Annotated in this window: 14 protein-coding genes; all 14 read right to left on the bottom strand. The window is 39.7% G+C overall.

Annotation, left to right across the window (positions count from 1 at the left end; translation table 11 throughout):
* Positions 1 to 80: 80 nt before the first annotated feature.
* The 14 genes from Q5866_RS02610 to Q5866_RS02545 all read right to left on the bottom strand — a co-directional run bounded on the left by Q5866_RS02610 (position 81) and on the right by Q5866_RS02545 (position 22,665).
* Positions 81 to 2,222, bottom strand: coding sequence for a peptidylprolyl isomerase (locus Q5866_RS02610; RefSeq protein ID WP_303178612.1), 2,142 nt, complete (start codon positions 2,220 to 2,222; stop codon positions 81 to 83).
* Between the two features lie 111 nt (positions 2,223 to 2,333).
* Positions 2,334 to 4,718, bottom strand: coding sequence for a type I DNA topoisomerase (gene topA, locus Q5866_RS02605; RefSeq protein ID WP_303178610.1), 2,385 nt, complete (start codon positions 4,716 to 4,718; stop codon positions 2,334 to 2,336).
* Between the two features lie 337 nt (positions 4,719 to 5,055).
* The gene (locus Q5866_RS02600; RefSeq protein ID WP_303178608.1) at positions 5,056 to 5,493 is read right to left on the bottom strand and encodes an immunoglobulin domain-containing protein; all 438 of its coding nucleotides are present in this window, start codon (positions 5,491 to 5,493) and stop codon (positions 5,056 to 5,058) included.
* Between the two features lie 103 nt (positions 5,494 to 5,596).
* Positions 5,597 to 8,842, bottom strand: a complete 3,246-nt coding sequence (locus Q5866_RS02595) for a hypothetical protein (protein ID WP_303178606.1) — start codon at positions 8,840 to 8,842, stop codon at positions 5,597 to 5,599.
* A 133-nt stretch (positions 8,843 to 8,975) separates the two neighbouring features.
* Positions 8,976 to 11,012, bottom strand: a complete 2,037-nt coding sequence (locus tag Q5866_RS02590; protein WP_303178604.1) for a thioredoxin family protein — start codon at positions 11,010 to 11,012, stop codon at positions 8,976 to 8,978.
* A gap of 235 nt (positions 11,013 to 11,247) precedes the next feature.
* A complete protein-coding gene (locus Q5866_RS02585) occupies positions 11,248 to 11,607 on the bottom strand; it encodes a hypothetical protein (RefSeq protein WP_303178602.1) in 360 nt (119 codons plus the stop codon).
* Positions 11,608 to 11,774: 167 nt separating this feature from the next.
* Positions 11,775 to 12,269 carry a thioredoxin domain-containing protein gene (locus Q5866_RS02580; protein ID WP_303178600.1) on the bottom strand — a complete coding sequence of 165 codons (495 nt, stop codon included), beginning with the start codon at positions 12,267 to 12,269 and terminating at the stop codon, positions 11,775 to 11,777.
* A gap of 205 nt (positions 12,270 to 12,474) precedes the next feature.
* Entirely contained in the window at positions 12,475 to 13,176 is a 702-nt protein-coding gene (locus Q5866_RS02575) for a hypothetical protein (RefSeq protein ID WP_303178598.1), read from the bottom strand.
* A gap of 18 nt (positions 13,177 to 13,194) precedes the next feature.
* Complete coding sequence (locus Q5866_RS02570; protein WP_303178596.1) at positions 13,195 to 16,437, bottom strand: hypothetical protein; 3,243 nt, start codon at positions 16,435 to 16,437, stop codon at positions 13,195 to 13,197.
* Between the two features lie 76 nt (positions 16,438 to 16,513).
* Positions 16,514 to 17,008, bottom strand: coding sequence for a TlpA disulfide reductase family protein (locus Q5866_RS02565; protein ID WP_303178594.1), 495 nt, complete (start codon positions 17,006 to 17,008; stop codon positions 16,514 to 16,516).
* A 36-nt stretch (positions 17,009 to 17,044) separates the two neighbouring features.
* Positions 17,045 to 18,265, bottom strand: a complete 1,221-nt coding sequence (locus Q5866_RS02560; protein WP_303178592.1) for a thioredoxin fold domain-containing protein — start codon at positions 18,263 to 18,265, stop codon at positions 17,045 to 17,047.
* Between the two features lie 9 nt (positions 18,266 to 18,274).
* Positions 18,275 to 20,989, bottom strand: a complete 2,715-nt coding sequence (locus tag Q5866_RS02555; protein WP_303178590.1) for a prolyl oligopeptidase family serine peptidase — start codon at positions 20,987 to 20,989, stop codon at positions 18,275 to 18,277.
* An 11-nt stretch (positions 20,990 to 21,000) separates the two neighbouring features.
* Entirely contained in the window at positions 21,001 to 21,735 is a 735-nt protein-coding gene (locus Q5866_RS02550; RefSeq protein WP_303178588.1) for a fibrobacter succinogenes major paralogous domain-containing protein, read from the bottom strand.
* Positions 21,736 to 21,747: 12 nt separating this feature from the next.
* A complete protein-coding gene (locus Q5866_RS02545) occupies positions 21,748 to 22,665 on the bottom strand; it encodes a hypothetical protein (RefSeq protein WP_303178586.1) in 918 nt (305 codons plus the stop codon).
* Between the last annotated feature and the right edge of the window lie 12 nt (positions 22,666 to 22,677).

Below are 22,677 nucleotides of genomic sequence, written 5' to 3'. Positions count from 1 at the left end.
AAAACAAAAATAGCGCTTTTTTTGACAAAAGAAAACCGCCCGGTGTATCGGACGGTTTTCTTGGTTTGTGGTTTAGGCTATTAGTAAAATTTATATCTGGCATCGGTAACTCCTGCTTTCTTAATCAAGGCGGGAAGAGTCTGATAATAAATTTTGGTCATGTTCATTTGTAGTGCTGAATTCTTTGCAGCCTCGATTTGTTCGGGGGTAACCGTTTCAACGGTTTTGGAATTAACTACAACTACATACACTCCTTGATTGCCGATAATCGGTTTGGAGATTTGATTTTCCTGCAAGGTCATCACTTCAGAGATTAACTTGGGTTCGATTCCGGCTCCGGGGATTTGGAATGAACTGAAGCTGACATCTGTCGCGTCCATAACTTGCGCGTTTGCCTTTTGAGCGACAGAAAGCAAACTTTCGCTACCGGAGATAGCACCGGTCAATTCTTTTGCGATGATTTCACCTTTTTTCTTTCTGATAAGTTCGGTACGAATCATGGGGGCTACACTGTTTAACGGTGCGATACCTTCTTCTTGAATGTTGGTTAACACGGCAACCGTGAATTTATCCCCTGTTTCGAAAATCGGAGATTTCTCCTTGTCCATAAGGATGAATCCCGGTTTATCCGTTAAGTAAGCCTGACGGATAATCTCTCTGGCACTTTCGATACCCGGGATAGTAGCGTCGTTTTTACCTAAATTCGCGATACGCTTGGTTTGATTGTTGGCGGTAACAGCCGCGTCGAAATCGGCAAGCGTGTTGATATTGTTAGCGAAAGTACGGGCATCATTGTAGATTTTGTTGACCGTCTGTTGTGACGGGGTAATCTCTTTGGCAATGATTCCGAGTAATACTTTCTCTACCGGTTTTGTCATGTCCATTACTTGAAGAACGTGGTAGCCGTAAGGAGTTTTCGTGATTTTAACTTCATTTTTCTTGGCAATAAATGCAGTGTCACTGAATGAAGGAATCATCATCTCCTGTGTAAACCATCCCAAGTCACCCCCGTTGATAGCTGAATTTTGATCCGCGGAATATTTTCTGGCAAGTTCGTCGAAGTCGCCTCCTTTACGGATTAATCCAGCCAGACTGTCCGCTAATTTCTCAGCACGGGAAGCCTCCATCGTTTGGGTTGAAATCAAGATATGGCGGGCTTTTACAGAGTCGGGCATTACTTTACGGTCGGCTACGCGTGCAATATTGTACGCGTTGTCTTGCAAGTAAGGTCCGTACACGCCGTTACCTTTTTCAGTGAAAAGAAATTCATCCAATTCTTCATTCCCGATTTCTCCTTTTTTGTAGTATTTGGGTTGGAATCTTTTTTCGGATGAAAGATTAGCGAATTCAATCACGTTACTTGCATTGGTAAATTCCGGAATGGACTCTTTTACCCATTCTTCTGTTTCTTGAATATCTTCGGCTGAAGCGGAAACGTCAAAGTTCACGTAAACGATTTGCCGCATTTCCTGTTGTTCGAACAGGTATTTGTGTGAATTGTAATAATCTTTTATTTCGTTGTTCGTCACGCTTACGGCTGAATCGCTTACCGTGTTATAACTCTTCGAGATGAAGCTGATGTCAACAGTCGTTAAAGCATTCTCGGCGTATTCTTTTGCAACCTCGTTCGGGATAAACATACCTTTCATCAACAATGAATTGTATTTCTCTTGCTTGCGTGCTGCTTCTACCTGCTCTTCCATGTTCAACCAATATTGTTTGCTTGCTTGAGCTTGCATATTATTGGCGGGAGCGTTTAAGATCATTTGTATTCTTTCTCTGGCAAGATTTTTATCGAAAGCACCGGTTTGCGGATCGGTGAACAATTGTTTGATACTGGGATGCATATTTTCCCCTAAAGTGAAATCGAACAACTCATCTCCGCTGACACCTAGCCCAAGACTTTCATATTCTTTTTGCATGATGTTTTCGGACACAATCTGATTCCACGTGTTTTCGCGAATCATTCGTTGTTGCTCTTCGTTTAAAGAAGGTAAATTGTTCATTGATTTGATCGTTTCCTCGTTCTCCGCTACCTTTTGCTGATAATCCTGAATGCTGATAGCTTCTCCGGCGATCTCTCCGACTTGATTTTTAGAGCGGTTAAGAAGGCTGGCTCCAGAACTAAGCGCATCTCCAACAATGAAAGCCACAAGGGCCAAACCAATCACGATACTAACAAGTAGTCCGCCGCGATTTCTAATTTTTTGTAATGTTGCCATTTATATTAAAATTTTATGTTTTCCACACGAAATAATCTATTTTCGAGGGTACGAATATATAAAATGGATTGGTTTTATGCAAATAAATTTTATTCCCTTCTATATATTCACTTACTCACTCTTTTTACTCTTCTTTTTTGTGGTTGTTTTTTTCGTTTTTTCTGTTGTTTTTTCTGCTGTCTTCTTTGTTGTTTTTTTCGTCGTTTTCTTTTTGGTGTCGTTACCTTTCGCTATGATAGCCATGGTTTCCTCGAACGTCAATTTATCGGCCTCTTGTCCTTTCGGGATTTTATAGTTCTCTTTATTGAAAGTAATATAAGGTCCGAAACGTCCGTTAAGGATTTGAACACCATTATCAAATTCTTTGATCTTCCGGTTTCTCTCGATTTCCCGCTTTTCCTCGATACGCTCGATAGCGGTTTCCAGCGTGATTGTACCCGGCTCGTCAACTCCTTTTTTCAAAGAAACGAAGAGCTGATTATGTTTGATGTACGGTCCGAAACGACCGATTCCCACGCTGACGGGTTTGTCTTCATATTCGCCTAACTGGCGAGGAAATTTAAACAAATCAAGAGCTTCTTCCAGCGTGATGGTTTCCATTAATTGCCCTTTTAGTAGCCCGGCATACCGTACATTTTCACCCTCGCCGATTTGAGCCATAGGTCCGAAACGCCCGATACGAACGCTCACCGTTTCACCTGTTTGAGGTTCCGTTCCCAGTACGCGTTCTCCTCTGTTACGCTCCGACTCTTTCAGCGTTTTCTCCACGTTTGCGTGGAAAGGACGGTAGAAAGAGCCGATCATGGATTGCCATTCGATTTCTCCTTCAGCGATATGATCGAGTGCGGTTTCTGCTTTGGCAGTGAAATTGTAATCCATGATGTTGGTAAAATACTGGGACAGGAAATCAGTAACGACCATCCCGATATCCGAGGGGAAAAGTTTCTTCTTTTCTGCCCCGAAAGTCTTCTTGATCTTGTTTATTTTGATATTTTGTCCTTTTAAATCGATTTGGTCCAGTTCCCGGTCAACCCCGTCCCGGCTTTCCCGGAGAATATAGCCTCTGTTTTGAATTGTGGTAATTGTCGGCGCGTAGGTAGAAGGACGCCCGATACCCAAGGCCTCCATTTTTTTCACGAGGCTTGCTTCCGTGTAACGGGGCGGGTGCAGTGTGTATTGTTCCTGTGCCTGCACAAGCGAGCGTTCCAGTTGGTCGCCCTTGCGAATGGCGGGTAGTAATGCTGCCTCGTCATCTTCTTTCTCGTCATCGAACGATTCCATGTAAACTTTCAAGAAACCGTCGAAGATGATGACTTCTCCCTCTGCCTCGAATATATATTTTTGTCCCGAAATGGCAATGGTTACGGTAGTTTTTTCCAACTCCGCGTCTGCCATTTGGGATGCCAGTGTCCGTTTACGGATCAAGGCGTAAAGTTGCTGTTCGTTACGATCCCCGCTAATGGATTCTTTGTCCATGTAGGTCGGGCGGATAGCCTCGTGGGCTTCCTGTGCCCCTTTGGTTTTGGTTGCGTAATTCCGGGGCTTGGAATATTTTTCGCCAAGGGCATTCGTGATCACTGCTTTGGCTGCACCGATGGCCAGTTGGGACAGGTTCACGGAGTCCGTTCTCATGTAAGTGATCGATCCCTGCTCGTAAAGCTTTTGTGCCACGGACATGGTTTGGGAAACGGAGAAACCGAGTTTCCGGGAGGCTTCCTGTTGTAACGTGGAAGTCGTGAAAGGCGGAGCCGGTTTACGACTGGTCGGTCTTGTTACCACATCGCTGACCGAGAAGGATGCTTCTTTACAAGCTTCTAAGAACTTGAGTGTTTCTTCCCGCGTGGAGAAACGCTCGGATAATTCCGCTTTCAGGGGTGTGATATTCCCGTTAGCATCTTTCGTTTCGAATGTACCGATTACTTTATAGTACTTTTGTTCCTCGAAATGATTGATTTCTCGCTCTCTCTCCACGATGAGTTTTACCGCCACGGACTGAACCCGTCCGGCAGAAAGCGATGGTTTTACCTTCTTCCAGAGAACCGGAGAAACTTCAAATCCCACCAGTCGGTCGAGTACCCGACGGGCTTGTTGGGCGTTCACCAAGTTACCGTCAATATCCCGCGGGTTATTGATGGCATGCAGTATGGCATCTTTCGTGATCTCGTGAAAAACAATCCGTTTTGTGTTTTCCTTTTTTAAGCCGAGCACTTCAAACAGGTGCCAGGCAATGGCTTCTCCCTCGCGGTCCTCATCGGAAGCCAGCCACACGGTCTTGGCCTCTTTCGCGAGTTGCTTCAACTCTTTTACAATCGCTTTTTTATCGGGAGATATTTCGTATTGGGGTTGGAAATTATGTTCTATATCTATCCCTAAATCTTTTTTTTCAAGATCCCGGATATGTCCGAAGCTGGACTTTACAACATAATCTTTTCCTAAAAAACGTTCAATCGTCTTGGCTTTCGCCGGAGACTCGACAATTACTAAATTTTCAATCATACACGATTCTCTTTTACTTTTCGCTTCCCACGGAAGCAGAGTTATCGCTTTTTCAAGCAGTTCGTCCTAAAATTAGGGTGCAAACTTACGTAAAACAATTGAAAATGAAAAACGGTTGACAATTATAAATGAAAAACGGAGAGAAAATACAACCATTGTTGGAAGATTATTTTTTTGATGACGATTATAATAAACTTCTGTACATATTTTTTTATTGCAAGAATATCCGATATGTCTGTATTTGAAAACAGAATAAAGATATAAAAAATATTTATCTGAATTCTGTTTTCTATTTATACAAAATCTAGGATAGACCTACTCAAGAATAATTTTATTCTTAAAGTTGTGCTGGTTTCTCTTTTACCTCTACAGTAACCCATACTGAAGCGGAGCCTGCTACATTCATATAGCATATTTCATATATCCCGCTATCTGATTTTTTTGCATCTTTAATTGTAATTGTTACGTTAGCGCCAAGTTTATCTATACTGATTCTATCTGTATCTTTTAATTCATAAGCATTTGTATTCATTCCATAACGAAACCATACTATAGATGTCGGAGTTGGTTCTCCCGCTGCCGTTGTTCTAATTTGAATGGTCTGTCCTTTCTTGGCGACAATTTTACCTTCTGTTGGGGTTAAAATTTTAGGTATAGGTTTTATATAGAAAGATTTATTCTCTGTTACATTCTCAACTTTCGGAGCTTCTACCTTCTTAATATCAAAAGCTGTAAGAGAGAGAAAAGCTAAGACTATTAATAAATTTTTTCTCATAACTTTAATTTTTTATTTAAACAATCTAACAAAAATAATATCTAGGTTCAATAATTCTTTCCTTACTCATAGCTTGTAAGATAGGAAATGGAGGTTCATGATATTATAATTTAATCCATTTTATGGCATCTGCTATAAGTTCTTGCGGTGTCCCGTTAGGATTATTTTTTCTATCCCTATCACTCAAAATCACTTTTGCATTTTTTGAAAATTCAAAAATTCCTAAAGAAATCCAACCCTCTTCTCCTTTATTTACTTCTGCAATAACCTCATGCTCTTTTTTCCCGTCAAAAACCGTATAATGAAATTCCAGTTTCGGGTCCATATTAAAAAGAGGTGCATAATAAAAATATACTTCGTACTCTCCAGCACGTGGTAGCTGAACATTCCATTCTACTTTTTGTAAGCCTGATCCCGCTAGTTTGTACAGGGCGCTACGTATCGGGAAACCATAGAAGCCTTCGTTGATCGTGGGCTGCCATTTATCTTCTCTAAAAAAGTCCTGATATTTTTCAGAGATACTCTTTTCTTTTCGGAAAAGAGATGAAATATGGAAATCTTCTGCTTTTACGACTCTAAAGCCTAAATCTTCGTTGTCAACGATAATTTCATGGATATTTTCTCCTTGGAAAAAAGCCGACGAATCCAGATCGAAAATACCTGTACCTGTATCTATGTGTACATTCTCGATATTTTCTGTTTTCATTCGTATTGTACCCGGCAAATTTTGAGCTAAAGGCATTCCTATGTAATCAGGAGCATATTCACTTTGGCAATAGGTTCTGATTTCTTTTCCCTCGTGAGGGGGAATTATCCATTTCTGATAATCTCCAGTTATTATGATTCCCGGTACATCACTCTTGTTGAATACTTTGAAACTGTATAATATATCCGATGGTGCATTTTCTTCTTGATGCACTTTTATCATTCGGGCATCCTTTATTTCAAAGAGTGGTAATTGATCTGTATAATACCAATTTCTAACAAGAGAATCCAAGTTTACATGGAGTGTTTGTTGAAACTGTTTGCAAAATTCATCCCAGTTTGTTTCTTTAAAGAGATTAGCTGATAGAAAATCACTATAGAATTGATCGAAAAACTCTTTTTTTCTAATGTGCAATATGATACGCATTTGTAATTCTATACTTTTTTTGCGGATGATATTTTTAACATCATCGTACGTTAATGAATGGTCATTCAGTGCATCTTTTAAACTCTTGTTTTTTAAATATTCAATAATGTGATAATCTTTATTCGAGAATGAGCGCTGACTAAATCCCTCGCTAGAGATATAACCCAATACATTATTTATAATAGGATACTCCTTTGAGAAAATAAAACTCGTTTTGCCCCGTAAAACTGGCTTTATATCACATCCTCCTTCTCCCATCAACATTTCGAAATCACTATCTAGGCAATCGATAGAACCATAGCCTTCTATATCCGTTCTTATTTGACAAGCATATTCCTTTAGCGGGTATATTTTTTCCGGAATAAAGAAAATTCCTCCTTGCTCTCTCTCCCCGGTCAATTGCGTTAGGCTCGGGAAACTGTAAAAATTGCATGGCACTTCCAAAAGCGTGAGCCAACGATAAGGGTATTGATGTACAGGATCAACAATGCTTCTATTCTCAAAAAAATTAGATGTATATTTCCCGTCCTTTATGCATTCCTGCATTTCTAATCTCATTTTTGTAAATGATAACTTACCCTGCAACTCCTCTTCTTGAAGGTCGTACTTGTCTACAATGTGTTCGTGACCAGGAAAATAATAAAATTGCAGGCGAGTCGAATCAATCATGAGAACTCGCTTTTCATACTTCCCGATACACAAAGTAATACCCGGTATATCATGATCTAGAATAAAGGATGTTTCTCCTGGTACATTTTCATGGATCTCCCCTTGTGAAATAGCCACAAGATGTGGAGCATGTTCGACTTTTAAAGAGTATCGAGTAAAACAGACATTTCTACATCCGAACAGACTATAGGGAGCGTCGCACACGGGATACCATAAACACTCCGGGGTAAGCAATTTGTATTCTTTTTCACAAAAAGTCGGCATGTATCCAAAATGGTATATTCCATAATTATTAGCATCCGTGGGATGGTATCTTTCAGGGCTCACATCCAAAAAACATATATTATTATCTATCTTTCCCTCGTAGTCAATTGAAATATTGCAAGTTTCCCCTGCAATTAATTCTTTATTTAAAAATATCGCTTGCTGTGTTCTTCGGAAATTAACCGGTTCTCCATTAATCTCAACTGAATTGATTTTTAGTCCGGGATTCAAGAATAGGATGATGGGAATCGGGCAAGCATTTCTATTTACCAAATTCATTTGACTATGAACTGAAATACTATTATTTGTCGAGTTTTTCACGTGCAAATTGTGTTTCGTGATCTTGGCTTTTGGACAATCTCGACAATCCTCGTAAACTTGCACAAAAAGTTTTCTACTTGTATCTGTTGTTTTATATTCGCTATGATAAAATAGCATCATGCCGCCGACCACGCTGAATAAGATGCCAACGATAAATAAACAATATCTGGCAGTGGCTTTATTATTCGGGATTCTGGGATAATAAATTATGGATAATGAAAGGCAAATGATCCCCGTTAACAAGATGCAAGATCTTTGTAATAAATAATTTCGTAAACCCACGTGTCCTATAAAATCTGAAAACATATTTGGAAACTCACGAGCATAGGGATCAAGTAAACCATTAAAAATTTCGCCTCCCCAAATGGAGATGCCCCCTAATAATAAGAATAAAACGATGGCGCATAAACCTTGATTGTGAATAAAACGAGTTACAAGATAAGAAAGTCCCAAGAAATAAACTAACGAAGGGAAAGTAAGAGTTATTAGATAGAAGAGATAATAAGATAATTTAAAAGACCCGGGATAAAATGCAATATTAATAATGATTGAGAAAAGAAACCACAAACAATTTATCATGACAAAAACGAGCAGTTTGCCAATAAAATTGCCGGTTACAATTTCACTATTACTTTGTGGTCGGGCATGAAAAACATCCATGGCTTTCCATTTAGATGTTTTCAGATCATTCGGGATAAATCCGATAATAAAAATCAGCTGAATAATATTGAAATAGTAAGCACTTTTGAATGCTATTGACGAAGGTAACGCTATGGATGTCCAATCCATGGGATAACGGAACAAATCATTGATAGAATCGTAATCATTTATTTGACTCAGCGGAGTGTACTGGAAAATGGCAAGTCCTATAATTGCTAAAAAAGCGAATATCCTGAAAATGATATTTCTATACGTGTATTTATACCCGTATAATGACTCTATAAAAACATTATTCCGATCCATTATTTTAGTTTTTTGTAAAATTATATATAATACGCGGAAAAAACTTGTTTCTTGGGTGAAATTCTAAAGTAGAGAGTATAAATTAAACCGTGTTAGCAGAGAATAAAACAATTCTTTGCTAACACGGTTTAATTTACATTCTCTTTTTCGAATTATTCTTGAAGATATTTATCCGCGATTTTTTTCCAGCGGGCTTTTTGTGCGTCAGTGCCTCGGGTAGTAAGTTGCGACATAACCGTTTGTCTGCTTTTACTTTTGGCATCTCTTTCTCGCAAGTAGCCAGAAAACGATCGACATTGCCATTCTTTACCGCTCTACCGATAGCCACAAGCCCGAGCAATGATTTCTCGTTGCTTAGTTTCAAACTTTTCACTTCTTTCGTGATCTCGTCAAATCGGGTTGCTTTGATTGCCTGTCCTTTCGTGGCAAGGATTTCCATGAGTTCCCGTTGTAAATCTTTGCTCAGTCTTGTATCAACAACTTCTTTTCCTGTTGTAGCGTTGAATTTTGCCCGGTTGGCCAACAGGAATTTCTCCGCGTCGGAACCTTTGGGGCTAAGTTCTTTTCTGTCAAAGATAAACCAATAGTCGGGAGATACTTTCTCTTCGTCACTCAAGGTTACAAACAATTCATTTGCCACGTCTTTCGCTGCCGGATCATACAGGTTGAGTAATGTTTGCGCGTAAGAGGCCAGAAATGCTTTGTCCCGGTTTCCTTCATTGTATTTGGTAATGGAAGTTCCGAGAGCTTTTTCATCATCGAAAGATTCTTCTACCCGCTTGATAAATTCTTCACCTTCACCGCCGCCTACAAGCTTGTGGCGGATACTTCCGTCCGGGTTCACGATGACAAAAGTCGGGTAGGCTCTGACACCGAATTTCTTGCCTAATTCCGGACCTTCACCTTTCTCCATGTCATATTTCACGCAAATGAAATTCTTGTTGAAGAAATCACCCACGTTCTCTTGTGTGAATACCTTGTTTGCCATGTATTGGCAGGGACCGCACCAGCTGGTATAGCAGTCGATAAAGAGCCTCTTCCGTTGTTGTTTCGCTTTCTCCAAGGCTTGTTCATAAGTCAATTCTTGGAAGTATATTCCCGTGTGAGCGGCAATTTTGAAACCCTCGAAAACTGTTTCCAGGTACGCTTTTTCTCTTCCGGGAGCGGCATTCTCGATGAATTTATCTCCTAAAGCCGCGATACGACCGGCTTGCTCTTTCGTTGCTTTGGATTTGATCGAGGTTAGAGCTGAAACGATAGACCATACATCGTTGCCGGAATCTTCTCGTGAAGCCAACGAGATGACTTTCTCTGCATCCCCGTTCACGGCGGCCTCGATCAAGTCAAGTTTTGCCGTTAATTGGTCTTTCTTTTCCAAGTCGAGGTTAGCTAATTCCTGACGGATTTGATTCAGTTGAGCGGCAGGCTCTTTTGCTCCGCGACGCGTGGTATTGTCGATAGCTCTGCTATAATTATTATATAGGTATGAATCCACCTTCTCTTTACCGATAGTTTTTCTAAAAGTGGCGACATTATTCACGACAAGTTTGAAATTGTCAGAACCGTAACCGTCATTTTCCATGATCGGCCAATATTCTTTTTTCATTTTGTCCTTATCTTTTAGAACGGCATTTAGTTTTTCGCTTACTTCCGTGCTTTTGGCTTTGTCGTAGGCGTCAAGTAAGGCAATCTGATAAGTGATAAGTTGTTTCTTGTTCATTTTCCCCTTCTCGTACAACTTGTTCAAGTAGTCGAGAGAGGTTTTCTCATTCAATCCTTTTTCAATTCGGGCGATAAAATCGTCAACCTCGCCACCGCCAACGACGGTATGTTGCATAGTTCCGTCGGGGCGAATAATAAAGAAAGTCGGGTAGGCTCTGACGCCGAATCTTTTTGCCAGTTCGGGACCTTCACCCTTCTCCATGTCAAATTTCACGCAAACGAATTTCGGGTTGAAATATTCTCCCGCTTTCTCTTGTGGAAAAACATTTTCAGTCATGTACTTGCATGGACCACACCACGTCGTGTAGCAATCCATGAAGATGAGTTTATTCTCCGCTTTAGCTTTCGCCAAGGCTTCGTCGAATGTAAGGTGCTCGAAGTTCACCCCCTGTCCGAAAACAGTAAAGCTGAGCATTAATAAGGTAATAATTGAGATAAGGCTTTTCATAAAATCAATTTAAATTATTGGTAAATGGATCTGCAAGGTAGGAAAGAATGCTAAATGCTGTTATCGTTTTGAGTGGTATTAACTTATTTTTAAAACAAGAGGAGGTATATCTCATTGTTATAACATTTCTTTAACAAGATCATCTTTGGTATGATTTTCAACAAATACTTACCCCCTCCGCTCTCTCCCGAGGATGGGGGAGGGCGGAGGGGGTAAGTATTTGCCCGAACTGCAGTTATTTGGACATTTTTTGAATCAGGGCATCCCAGCGGGTTTTTTGGGCATCCGTGGACTTATCTTTATAGAGAAATTCAAGAATTTTCTTCGGTGTTTGTGCAAAATTCATTTGAGGGAACTTTTGTTCGCAGGTGGTAATGACATGATCAATATCGTTTTTCGTTATAGCCTTCGCGATATTAATAAGACCGAGAAGGTGGCGTTCGTTTTCTAGTTTCAAGGATTTCACTTCTTTCTCGATTTCGTTTAATGTTTTCATATCCTTGTTGGGGATTTTATTGCTGAAAATGAGGTTGAAGATGTATTGGTATTCGAGATAAAAACGGCCCTCAATGGCTTTTTTACCTTGTACTTCCATGAATTTCTCCCTGTTAGCCAATAAGTATTTCCCGGCGACGGATCCCCGGGGACTGCGTTCCACAACTTCAAAAATCCACCAGTAATCGGGAGATAATTTTTCTTCGTCATTTAAGACTTGCATCAAATCGTCGATAACGGAGGAAGTTTTCAAATCCGATGCCTTGATTAAAGATTCCGTGTACTTGAGCAGGAATGCCTTATCCTGCTTGCCTTGGCGTATTTCTTGTTTAAACTGCCGAGAGCCTCGTTTTCATCAAAACTCTCTTTGATTCTTTGAATAAATTCATCGACAGACCTCGAGCCCCCTACCACCTTGTGGATAACACTTCCGTCAGGATTCAGGATCATGAATGTCGGGTAGTATCGCACCTCGTATTTCTTCGCCAATTCCGGTCCTTCCCCCTTTTCCAGATCATATTTCACGCAAATAAATTTCTCGTTGAAATAATCCCCCGCCTTCTTTTGCGGGAAAACAGCGTTGAGCATCATCTTGCAAGGACCGCACCACGAAGTGTAGCAATCTATAAACACGATTTTGTTTTCAGTCTTTGCTTTTGCCAGTGCCTCGTTGAAAGAGATGTCTTGAAAATGAACCCCTTCTTGGCAAAAAGAAGGAATACCGAGCATCATAAAGGCAAATAGTAAAAAGAGATTTTTCATGATTCTATCGTTTAATGTTATTCATGTGTATAAATTACATGCCTACGACAGAAGAATTCTCTTTTTGGGTGACAATAATCCTGTATTTGTTTTTCTGATAGAGGATTATTAATTTCTTTGATTCATTCTGGGTGATAATAAAAACAAGACTGCAAGAAAGTATGGCAGTCTTGTTCGTATCATAAAATGCGGAATTTGGAACTAATTAATTAAAGTGATCTGGAGATTCATCATAATTAGTTGTTGTTAAGTTCATTTCGGAAATGTTGTTTTGAATATCTATGTATCCAGATATATTGAATGCCCAAATAATTCCCCATACTATATATTGGCCGTTTCCGGCTTCTTCGAAAACATCAAATGTCATAATACTTATATAGAAAAATAAAACCATATTTTCGTCACCTGCGTAATCGACTAAATTACAGTCTTGTTTATTTCGATCTATGCGAACTATAATATCTTGTGGGATAGGCCAATTCTCAAAAATGTCTCGAGTAAAAGAACATGATGTAATTATATCTATATCATCAAGCATTGTTTCTCCATAAATTTTAATACTAGACCACAAGCTATCGCTCCCCAAATTAATATTATGCCCACCTACCAAACTCACACCTTCTGCTTCTTCTATATTAGGATAATGATGTCCTTCCCAATCATTACGTGCAATGTAACGTGATTTGCTTTGTTGTGATTCGAATGAAGTAAAGAATCGTTTTAACTCATCAATTGATAATGCATTTTCAGGAATCTTTGTAGATTCTTGCTTTTGGTATTTTAAACCATATTTGTTTTTTAAAACTAATAACTCATTTTCTACATTATTGCTTATTAACACGTCGTCTTCTTGGTTACAACTAAAGAAAACTAAAGAAAATAACCCAATTAAAATACTATTTTTCATATTTGTAAATTTAAACATTTATAACTGATATAATTTAATCGCATTTACATGAATAACTCGACTTGATAAAGAATGTAAATTTGAAATGAAATCTTGTTTGTCATAGAAGACTACTTTCACCTCATGATTCGTGAATTTATATTGTCCTAATGAAATCCATCCTGTTGTTTGGTCATTGTACGTTACATTGATATCGTGCCAGTGACTCCCGTCGTAAATGGAAAAATACAACGTGTTCTCGTACAATGAACAAAATTTGTTTTGTGATTTCACGATATAAAAAAATAATTCATAATCTCCTGTTTTTTGTAATTTCGTATTCCATTCAATATAATTCTTTCCGGAGCCGATAGGTTTATTTAATTCACCTTGGACCGGAAAACCGAGATATTCCGGACCAACCGCTAATTTCCATTCTTGTTTCTGCTTTAGGGAAAAACCGAATACAAGGGAATCTGTTTTAAAATAATTATAAATATTTCGTACCCAGTTCGTGGTATTTACCTGTTCACATGCAGGATCTAGTATGGTCAAGATGATTTCGGAAGAATCTTGTTTAAAGTAATTTGAATCTGCATCAAAAACTCCTTCCCGCATGTTTAACGTGTCGAATGCGGGTTCGTAGTTTTTAAATACTATGCAGTCAGGTAAATTTTGTGACATGGGTAATTCTAAGAAATAAGAATCTCCGAGATCGTAACTTTTAATAAAAATATTTTTGCAGGAGTGTTTGGAAATATTCCAGCATTCCCCTGTTGAAGACTTTATAACACCATCGACATTACCGCTGTTGTACACTTTATAGTGTATGTTGTAAACATGTTCATGCCAGTCGGAAGTGTACTTGTAACATTTGGATTCTACCCGGAAGACGGGCAGTTGATTTCGATGGTACCAATCTTGCAGAATGTCTTCTAAATCTATGTTAAGATACATCTTAAACTTCTCCTCAAATTCATTTTCATTTATATTCTTGAAGCGATGTGATTTGAAAAAATGATAGAGAAATGTACTGAAACGCTTATCTGATACTTGACTACAGATTAATGTGCGTAATTCATAGCTCTTTTTTTGAATTAATGTTCTTAATTCAGTTGTAGATAAATCTTTGTCGTTGATTGCATCGAGTAAACTATGATGCGACATATATTTAATCGCGTAATAGTCGTTTATAGATATTTTGTGGAGAGATTTAGGGTTATATCGCGTTAAATATTGCAAGACCTCGTTTATCATGGGATATTTGTTTGAATTCACGTAACCTTGATTTCTCGTGATAAGTGATTGGATATTGTATTTCCCATCATGGAAATTATTTTCTAGAAATTCATGCAGATAATCGTTTATTTCGGTTTTGTCTGGTAGTTTGAGCCATTTTGCTTGATAGTAAGCGGTTGATAGTTTTTCCGGTAAAAATATCATTCCGCATTGTATCATTTCTCCGTCGATTTCATCGTTTTTGGTATAATTACAGAAACTTATTGGAGTTTCCACCAGTCGTAGCCAAGTATAAGGATATTTTAAGTTATAGATTGGTGTTATAGTCCTGTTGTTTTGTTGTGAGTTATTTCGGGAAGATGGTTGATTGTTCTTTTCTTCTTTTCGAACGAGATAGATGTATGAGCCTAATTGATTTTCGAAAATATTCGTATCCGGTTTGAAACAGGATAACAAATACTCGTGTTCGGGTTTGTAGTATGCTTGCATTTGAACAGAATTCAAGAATAATGAGGCTTTTTTGAACTTCCCGATGCAAAGACTGATTCCCTGTAAATCATGGTCATGGAGAAAAATGGTTTTGTTTATGGTTTTATTCAAAGCTTTACCTTGAGAGATGGCCGTGTGGTTTTCATCGTGTAGTACGGTAAGTGAGTAACGGGTGAAGTTTTTTATTTGAGAAACCGTAAAACAGGTAGGTGGGATACATACAGGATACCATAGGCACTCTGGCGTGAATAGTTTGTAGCCTGTGGTACAGAATGCAGGTTGATTGCCAAAATGAAAAATACCATAGCTATTTATAAATGGAGAGTTCTTCCGGGAAGCAGGGATGTCCAGATAGCAAACTGTATTGTCAATTGTTCCTCTGTATTTCATTGTTAAACAGCAAGTATCTCCCGGGGCAAGTTGTTTGCCTGTCAGAATGATTTGTCCGTTGCGTTCGAATGATAATGGGTGGTTGTTACAAGTTAATCGGTCGACTTGTAGACCGGGATTTAAATATAACATGATAGAAACGTTTTCCGGGTTCCTGTTGCTCATGGTCATTCTACTTTCAGCGGAGATTTCATTTTTTTCGATTTCTTGTAGCACGATATCGTGAGTAACAATCTGAGCCTTGAGAGATGCGTCGTGTTCGAGATATAATTGTCGATATTGATTTTCGTTCTGATTTATCCGGTCAAAGTGGATATAATATATTGACGTTAGAACTATAATAATGGTCAATGGGCAACCGGCAATGAGAAGATTGGTGCGAACGGGATGCGGAGTGTTTGGAATACGTTGACAAGTGATGGCGGATATGATTAGTAAAAATATCCCAAGGAAAAGGTATATTGTCCGGTGCAATAAATAGGGACGTAAGCAAGCATGTCCGGTGAAATCGGAAAACAAATTAGGAATATAACGGGCTATAGGGTCGGGTAGATTGTACATTATGTCGGCACCGTATATGGTGGTAGTTATTGCAAGTGTTAGTAAAAGCAAAATACTGATACCTTGATTATTCGTGGCTCTGGTAATTAACACGGATACCCCCAAAAAATAGATTAAAGTTGGGAATGTCAAAGTCAACCAGTAAAACAAATAGTACAGAATATTCAATACCTTGGGATAATATATTGCATTATAACTAATCGCGAGAAAGAATAATAAAATGCTCATGCAACTAAAAACCACAACCCGCCCAAGAAAACATCCGATGATGATATCCATATTGGATTGAGAGTGTACATCAAGAGCGGACATCGCCGTTAATTTTGTTCGCCTCAAATCATTGGATGCCATAAAAGTCACTACTAATACTTGGATGATATTATAGCAATAAGCTGTTGTAAATGGTAGAGAAGAAGATAATGCTTGCGCGTACCATGGAGGATTGAATGATGCAAAACTCATTTTTCCTTCTGAAGAAAATAGCAGGGAGGGTAAAACAAAGGTGCATGATAATCCAATAATCACAAGTAAATTAAACAGGACACATCTCCGGGTACATTTAATTTCGTATAAAGCCTCTAGTACAATATTATTTAAGTTCATAAAAGTCTTTTTATTATAAATGCGTGTAACTGCCCGGAGATGTTCCTGAAAAAGAACGAGAATTTTGGGATAGACTTTAGTCAATCATTTTCATTAGCATTTGCTCTAATCTCGGCTCACAGGGACGCGGCATAGCACATTCTACAATTCGTCCTTTTTTGTCGATAAGAATAAATCGGGGAACGGTTTCAAAGCCATAGGCTCGCATATATGAACGATCACCTCCGTTATGTAGTTGTATACCTGTTAATTTATTTTCTTTCACGAATTTTTCCCACATCTCTCTTTTCCTGTCGCTGGCAATACATATAAAAACGATATTCTTCCCCTGCATTTTTTCCTCCAGTTCCTTTAAATATGGGAATTGTTTCTTGCACGGACCGCACTTCGTGTGCCATAGATCGATCAATACATATTTCCCCCGGAAGTCTTTTAGAGACACTTTTTTCCCGTTAATATCCAAGAATTTGAACACGGGTGATTTATCTCCATTCTGTAATACTTTCTTTTTTTGTCCATCTACTGTTAGTGATAATAATAATGTCAAAACAGCTAGCATAAATAATTTCATTTTCATCATGTCTTTTTTAAGTGATTAATAATCCTTCTAATACTTTGGAGAGAGGTGAATGGGAACTTTTCTTTTCCTTCCCTCTACCAAATATTTTTCTTCTTCTGTTTTCGATTTTGCAGCTCCCGCGGTATCACCGATATGGGTTTGTAAATTGGCTTTACAATTCATCAATTCTGCCTTGTATAGATAATCGTTTGTAACGGCACATTCCGTGTCAATCCGTTTGATACCTTCTTCTACCAATGCGTTATTCTTGCATTGAGTCAGCTTACTGATATTTTGCCGGAAATGATACTTCGCCGTTCTGCCGCGTAATAGGTTATAACTCTCCACTTCTTTCATTTTATCCAATAATCCCCGGAAATCTCCTTTTCTCGCGTAAGCCGCCAAGTAAAGTTTTGCCAGTCCTTCGGGGGCTACCTCGGAATCGATTTTCAATAGATATTCTATCAATTCCCGGTTACGTTTTTCATTAAACAGGGAGTCTTTCTCCGGAGTCCAGCTTGTTAATTGTTGCACGGCAGCACGGATTGATTCATTCAATTTAGCGTCCACGGCTTCTTTTCCGACAAGAGTATAAAACTTTTTCCGTTCGCTCATGACCAGTTGCAGTGGGGATGAAAGAGGGTCATCCATGTATTCGTTTATAAACTCCCAACCCGCTTTTGTTGCCAATTGTTCCGGGGTTAAAGTTTTCAAGTATTCCGGAACGATTCGGCTTACCTCATCTTTCTGGTATATGGAGGATAAAGCTGCCAGATATTTAACCGTAAATTCTAAATCTCTTTCTCCCGCGGCATAACGTTTTTTCAAGCCGACTAAATTATTTTTCGGGTCTAATGCCTGTTGTCCGTCGGCAATTAATGTTTCGGCTTTACGGGCACCTATGACATAGTGTACAACTTCTTGGGTCGTCGGGTCAATGAACAATAGGGTTGGGAAGATATTTATCCCGAGCTTTTTTCTCAAGATCACTCCGTCGGTATCTTTTTCCATGTCGTACATCACGTTCACGAAATTCTCGTTGAAATAATCAGCCACCGAGTCTTGCGTGAAAGTTTGTGCAGCCATAATCTTACACGCCCCGCACCACCACGTGTGACAGTCTATAAAAATCAATCTTTTCTCCTGTCTGGCTTTCTTTACAATATCATGCCACACTTTGGTCTGTTCAAAGCTGATACTTCTATTTTGGGCATAAACTCCCCTTGTTGCCAGTATTGCCAGCAACGTGAATAAAATAAATCCTTTCATGTTGTTCTTTTATTTCATGTAATCATATTTTTGGTCGACACCCCGTTCTGCGGCAGGAATCCCCTCTTTCATCCACCGGGGCATCGGCGTATCCTTCAAATAGTAATCGAAAAATTGTTTTAGACGTATCGTGAAATCCAAGACAGCCTCTCTTTTTTCCAGCACGTGTCCTTCACCTTTGTAATTCAGCAACCACGCCGGTTTTTGCAGGCGGCGCATGGCGAGGAACAGGTTCAAGCCTTCCGAATAAGGTACAGCCTCATCTTTGTCACAATGCAATATCAGCAAGGGAGTTTGTATCTTGTCCGCGTAGAAGATAGGAGAATTCTGAATATAAAGTTCAGGTGCATCCCAAAGAGATCGACCGATACGGCTTTGCCCTGTTTCATACATGAACATACGCGGCAGACCGCTACCTGTGCGGATACCGGTATAAGCTGCTACCATATTGGAAACGGGAGCAGCTGCGTTGGCACATTTGAAAAGATTCGTTTGAGAAATCAGGTAAGCCGTTTGGTATCCCGACCAGCTGTGTCCTTGCACCCCGATTCGGTCTTTGTCGGCAATTCCTTGATCGATCAACATTTGTACCCCGCTCACGATGGCATTATAACAACTTTCTCCCGGTTTCCCCACGGTAAAATGGATATTCGGCATAAATACAACGTACCCGTCGCTCACGTAACTTATCGCGTTGATCATGGCCTTCGTTAGGGTGGGAGTGGGGTAGATATGATACTTGGGAGTGACTATCTCGTAAAAATTCACGATGACCGGATAACGTTTTGACGAGTTGTAATTCTCCGGCAAATACAATAACCCCCTGTTCTTTTTCCCTTCCAAATTCGTCCATTCTACCAGTCGCGCACTCCCCCAGCAGTATTCTTTCTGCTGGGGGTTACTGTCCGATACCTTTACAGGACGGGTAAAATCACTTTTACACCACCAGATTTCCTTTGATTCCGAGTAACTTTCACGGGTAAACAAACAATATTTATTCCCTTCACTTGTTTGATTTACGTTTAGGTTATAAGCTCCTTCCGTCAGTTTCTTGATTTTCCCGTTTGCCGTTCGGATATATATGCCTTGATCCAGTGTTTTCTGAACGACAGCTTTCAGCATAATGTCTTTCCGTATATCCAGATCTTTCATTTGATTGAATCCTTTAGCTAATAAGCGTAAAGTAATATTATTTTTCCTGCCCCAGCCGTCCGTCAAGCAATAAGGTGCTTTTTCCCCTGTTAGGTCAATAACCCATGGATCATATTGGTCATACAGAACGACTTGATCCCCGCCGTGCGTCCACCCGGCTATATTATATGGTCTAGGCGGTTCCGGTCTGTCGTACCACTCGTTATAAACGGGATAACCGATCCCCGAAGATATATCTGTCACGTTTCCTGTTTCCGGTTCCAGCTTAAACCATACCTTCTTTTCCGCGTGATAGAACAAGGCATATTTCCCGTTCGGGCTCCATACCGGGTCATCCCGGAAATCCCGGAATATCAATTTTCTTTCACCTGTCCGAAGGCTTACAAGGAACCAATCGTTCGTCACGTCTGACTTCCATTCTGCTGTTTTCAGATAAGGGGTCTGGTTACTGATCAATATATATTCATATTCCTCGCAATTCGGTTTTATTATTCGATCCATTTCTTCGGGTACTACCAATATACATTTTTTGCTATCTGTTTGGTACACGTATTTAGGTGGATTGGATTTACGTTTCACGTTGAGTTTCCGGCATGGGGCGTATTCCTCGTCCCAAGTCCATAATTCCAATTCAAAACTCTTGTCCGCTTTGACTTTCTCTTTTTTCCCCGGTTCTACTTTAGGTGTCACGTTGACATAAATATACTTGTCTTGATTGAAGGGTGTGTAAAGCTCTCCTTTTAATGTATATGCTCCTTCAATTTTTACCTTCTTCGTGTCTAAAAGTAAATGATAACTTCCGTCAACCACGGAAAAACGGTATAGCAAATCCGGGTTCTCCAAATAAATACTGTCCGTTGCCACGGCGAATAATCCCTTTTTGCCTCCGCCATCCATGGAGAATTTTACTAGATGTCCCTCCGGTTCGTCATATATCACGTGCTGTTTGCCTTTGATCGCTCCGGCAAATAATGCTTTGCGTCCGTTTTTTTCCTTGATGTAGATGATTGATTTGTAATCATCCAGAAGTCTGTAACTTTCCAGACTGTCTATGATCGTGGAGTCCATCGTTTCGATGTTGGTAAGTACCAGACGTTTCACTTCTATCCCTTCTGTCGTTTTGCCAATCGGGTAAAAAGAGGTAATTAACTTGGATTTGGACAATACGTTGCAGGCATACGGTCGATCCCAATACACTTTTTTCATGTTCTTCAACGATACCAGAAAAACAGAATCTTTTCCTGTCTTCAAAGTATCTTGGGATGCACGTTGAACGGTATATTTAATTCGTTTGCAATGATCCCAGAAGTCAATTTGTTTTACATTCCGGAACTCGTGCGTCCTGCCTGTGGTCGTGTTATACAGGTAACTCACCGGTACATCATTCTTGTGCCCAGCCGGGTATGTATATCTATACCGGTATGTAATCCATTTACCGTCTTCCGACATCTTCGGGCTTTCCACTTGTCTCCATCGTTTGTATGCCTCGATGTCTAAAGGTCGTTGTTGTGCCGAACATATTGTTATTCCCATGAATAACAATATGTTCAAAATAAATATTCTTGCTCTCATTATGAAATTTCTTACCGTGCATCCCGCACGTAACGAACGCTCAGGTATTTATTATATATTACTCCATCGGTACTTTTCTCTTGGATCGCGGTGACATTACGTTCAATCTGCGACGTGTAATAACCAATTCGGCGGTAATAAGCTGTCGTTCCCAACGTGTGGCTTTCGTCAATGGTGCTGGTCCAATAATACCCGTATTCCCGTACTTGAGTGAAATAAGGCCATTTGGTCCATGTTCTTTCTTGTAAACTGACAAGACCGCTCAATAAAAGACAAATGCCGCTACCGTTGGCACCTTGTTGGATTAATTCTCCTTCCACGGAGCCTCTCCACCCCAAGGTATTAGCTTCGGATGCCGACATACCCAGAATCTTTTCTAAGTTTTTCCAATCTTCATCCGAGGGGAGACGCCACCCTTCCGGGGCATTTGCTAAAGCTTCTTCATAGGAGAAAAGGTTACCGAGCGAATCATACTCTGCCAGTGCTTGATCTTTATTATCCAAGCGAACCACGAGGATGCCGTTATGTGCCACTTTGTAAAATGGTTTCCCGCATTTTAAGTTCGACGTCATCCAGTCCAGTCCGTTATAACGCACCCACGTGTATTCATTCCCTTCATTGTCAACCACGGTTCCCGTGGCTTCCGGCTTCACGACCGGTAACTCTTTTGTATCTTCATCGTCATTACATCCCCAGCAAGAAAGGCTTAGGGCAAACCATAACATATAGTATATTATCTTCTTCATATTGCATTCATTTTAAAAGGCGAAACCCATGTCGGAAGCAATCTTTTTCATTACTTCAAATTTTTGTATCAACAGAGGATACTCTCCGTATTTTGCTCTGTACTCTTCTTCGCTGTTGGCAAAGAAGGCAGTAAGAAAACTACTAAGATCCAATGCTTTACTGGAAAACCATCCGTAAGTATATTTATAGTAGGGATCAATAAATCCATAGGGATACAATTCTTCTATAGTGGGATAGTATGGAAGACCGAAATCAGCTAACTTTTTAGAATGATACGCTCCACTAATGGAGTAGAATTCATCCATTACATTCGCGTCCAATAATCCTATTTTCGCGTTAATAATATCCCTGAAAATTTTTTGGCAATTCGTATTTCTTTTTGCCTCGGTGTCACCTATCTTATTCATGTTTATGACAAAACAACGGGAACCATTGTAATAAGTCGGTTCCACTCGAGGTACATTAGAATACCATTGACCATCATAAGTTTCTTTCAGATAACTCACCTTTTGAACAATCAATATTGAATACGGTCGTAGTTTTTTTCCCAGGCGGGGCAGAAGATAAGTTTCTGTAAAATCGATACCCGATTGCATGGCAGCCTCGTCCGGCAGATATTCATACTCGTAATTTCTGGTATTGGACGTTGTCAGACCGTAGGCAGGATCAATGATCTCGGTGAACCAATAAGGACTACCGTCCCGGTTGTATCCCCGTTGTTCATGGCATAGGGTATCATTGAAAAGCAGGTGTACCCCGTTACGTTCAAAAAACTCACGGCGCATTACCGATACGGGATCAGAGGCATCGGGAGAGATCGTGAAATAATCCTCATTTATATTGGAAGGTTCCAGTGTGCCCTCTTTCTCGCAAGAAAGCAATGTTACCAGGAGCAAATGACAGGTAATCAGATAAAATATTTTATTCATGGCATTCATTTT

Source organism: uncultured Butyricimonas sp. (genome assembly GCF_959596855.1).
Classification (GTDB): domain Bacteria; phylum Bacteroidota; class Bacteroidia; order Bacteroidales; family Marinifilaceae; genus Butyricimonas; species Butyricimonas muris.
Note: the sequence above shows the minus strand (reverse complement) of the source record. Positions and strands in the feature narration are given on the sequence as shown.

Excerpts from the sequence above, each read along its gene's own strand:
- Q5866_RS02610 (WP_303178612.1), bottom strand. The coding sequence starts at position 2,222 with ATGGCAACATTACAAAAAATTAGAAATCGCGGCGGACTACTTGTTAGT.
- topA (WP_303178610.1), bottom strand. The coding sequence starts at position 4,718 with ATGATTGAAAATTTAGTAATTGTCGAGTCTCCGGCGAAAGCCAAGACG.
- Q5866_RS02600 (WP_303178608.1), bottom strand. The coding sequence starts at position 5,493 with ATGAGAAAAAATTTATTAATAGTCTTAGCTTTTCTCTCTCTTACAGCT.
- Q5866_RS02595 (WP_303178606.1), bottom strand. The coding sequence starts at position 8,842 with ATGGATCGGAATAATGTTTTTATAGAGTCATTATACGGGTATAAATAC.
- Q5866_RS02590 (WP_303178604.1), bottom strand. The coding sequence starts at position 11,012 with ATGAAAAGCCTTATCTCAATTATTACCTTATTAATGCTCAGCTTTACT.
- Q5866_RS02585 (WP_303178602.1), bottom strand. The coding sequence starts at position 11,607 with ATGGAAGTACAAGGTAAAAAAGCCATTGAGGGCCGTTTTTATCTCGAA.
- Q5866_RS02580 (WP_303178600.1), bottom strand. The coding sequence starts at position 12,269 with ATGAAAAATCTCTTTTTACTATTTGCCTTTATGATGCTCGGTATTCCT.
- Q5866_RS02575 (WP_303178598.1), bottom strand. The coding sequence starts at position 13,176 with ATGAAAAATAGTATTTTAATTGGGTTATTTTCTTTAGTTTTCTTTAGT.
- Q5866_RS02570 (WP_303178596.1), bottom strand. The coding sequence starts at position 16,437 with ATGAACTTAAATAATATTGTACTAGAGGCTTTATACGAAATTAAATGT.
- Q5866_RS02565 (WP_303178594.1), bottom strand. The coding sequence starts at position 17,008 with ATGAAATTATTTATGCTAGCTGTTTTGACATTATTATTATCACTAACA.
- Q5866_RS02560 (WP_303178592.1), bottom strand. The coding sequence starts at position 18,265 with ATGAAAGGATTTATTTTATTCACGTTGCTGGCAATACTGGCAACAAGG.
- Q5866_RS02555 (WP_303178590.1), bottom strand. The coding sequence starts at position 20,989 with ATGAGAGCAAGAATATTTATTTTGAACATATTGTTATTCATGGGAATA.
- Q5866_RS02550 (WP_303178588.1), bottom strand. The coding sequence starts at position 21,735 with ATGAAGAAGATAATATACTATATGTTATGGTTTGCCCTAAGCCTTTCT.
- Q5866_RS02545 (WP_303178586.1), bottom strand. The coding sequence starts at position 22,665 with ATGAATAAAATATTTTATCTGATTACCTGTCATTTGCTCCTGGTAACA.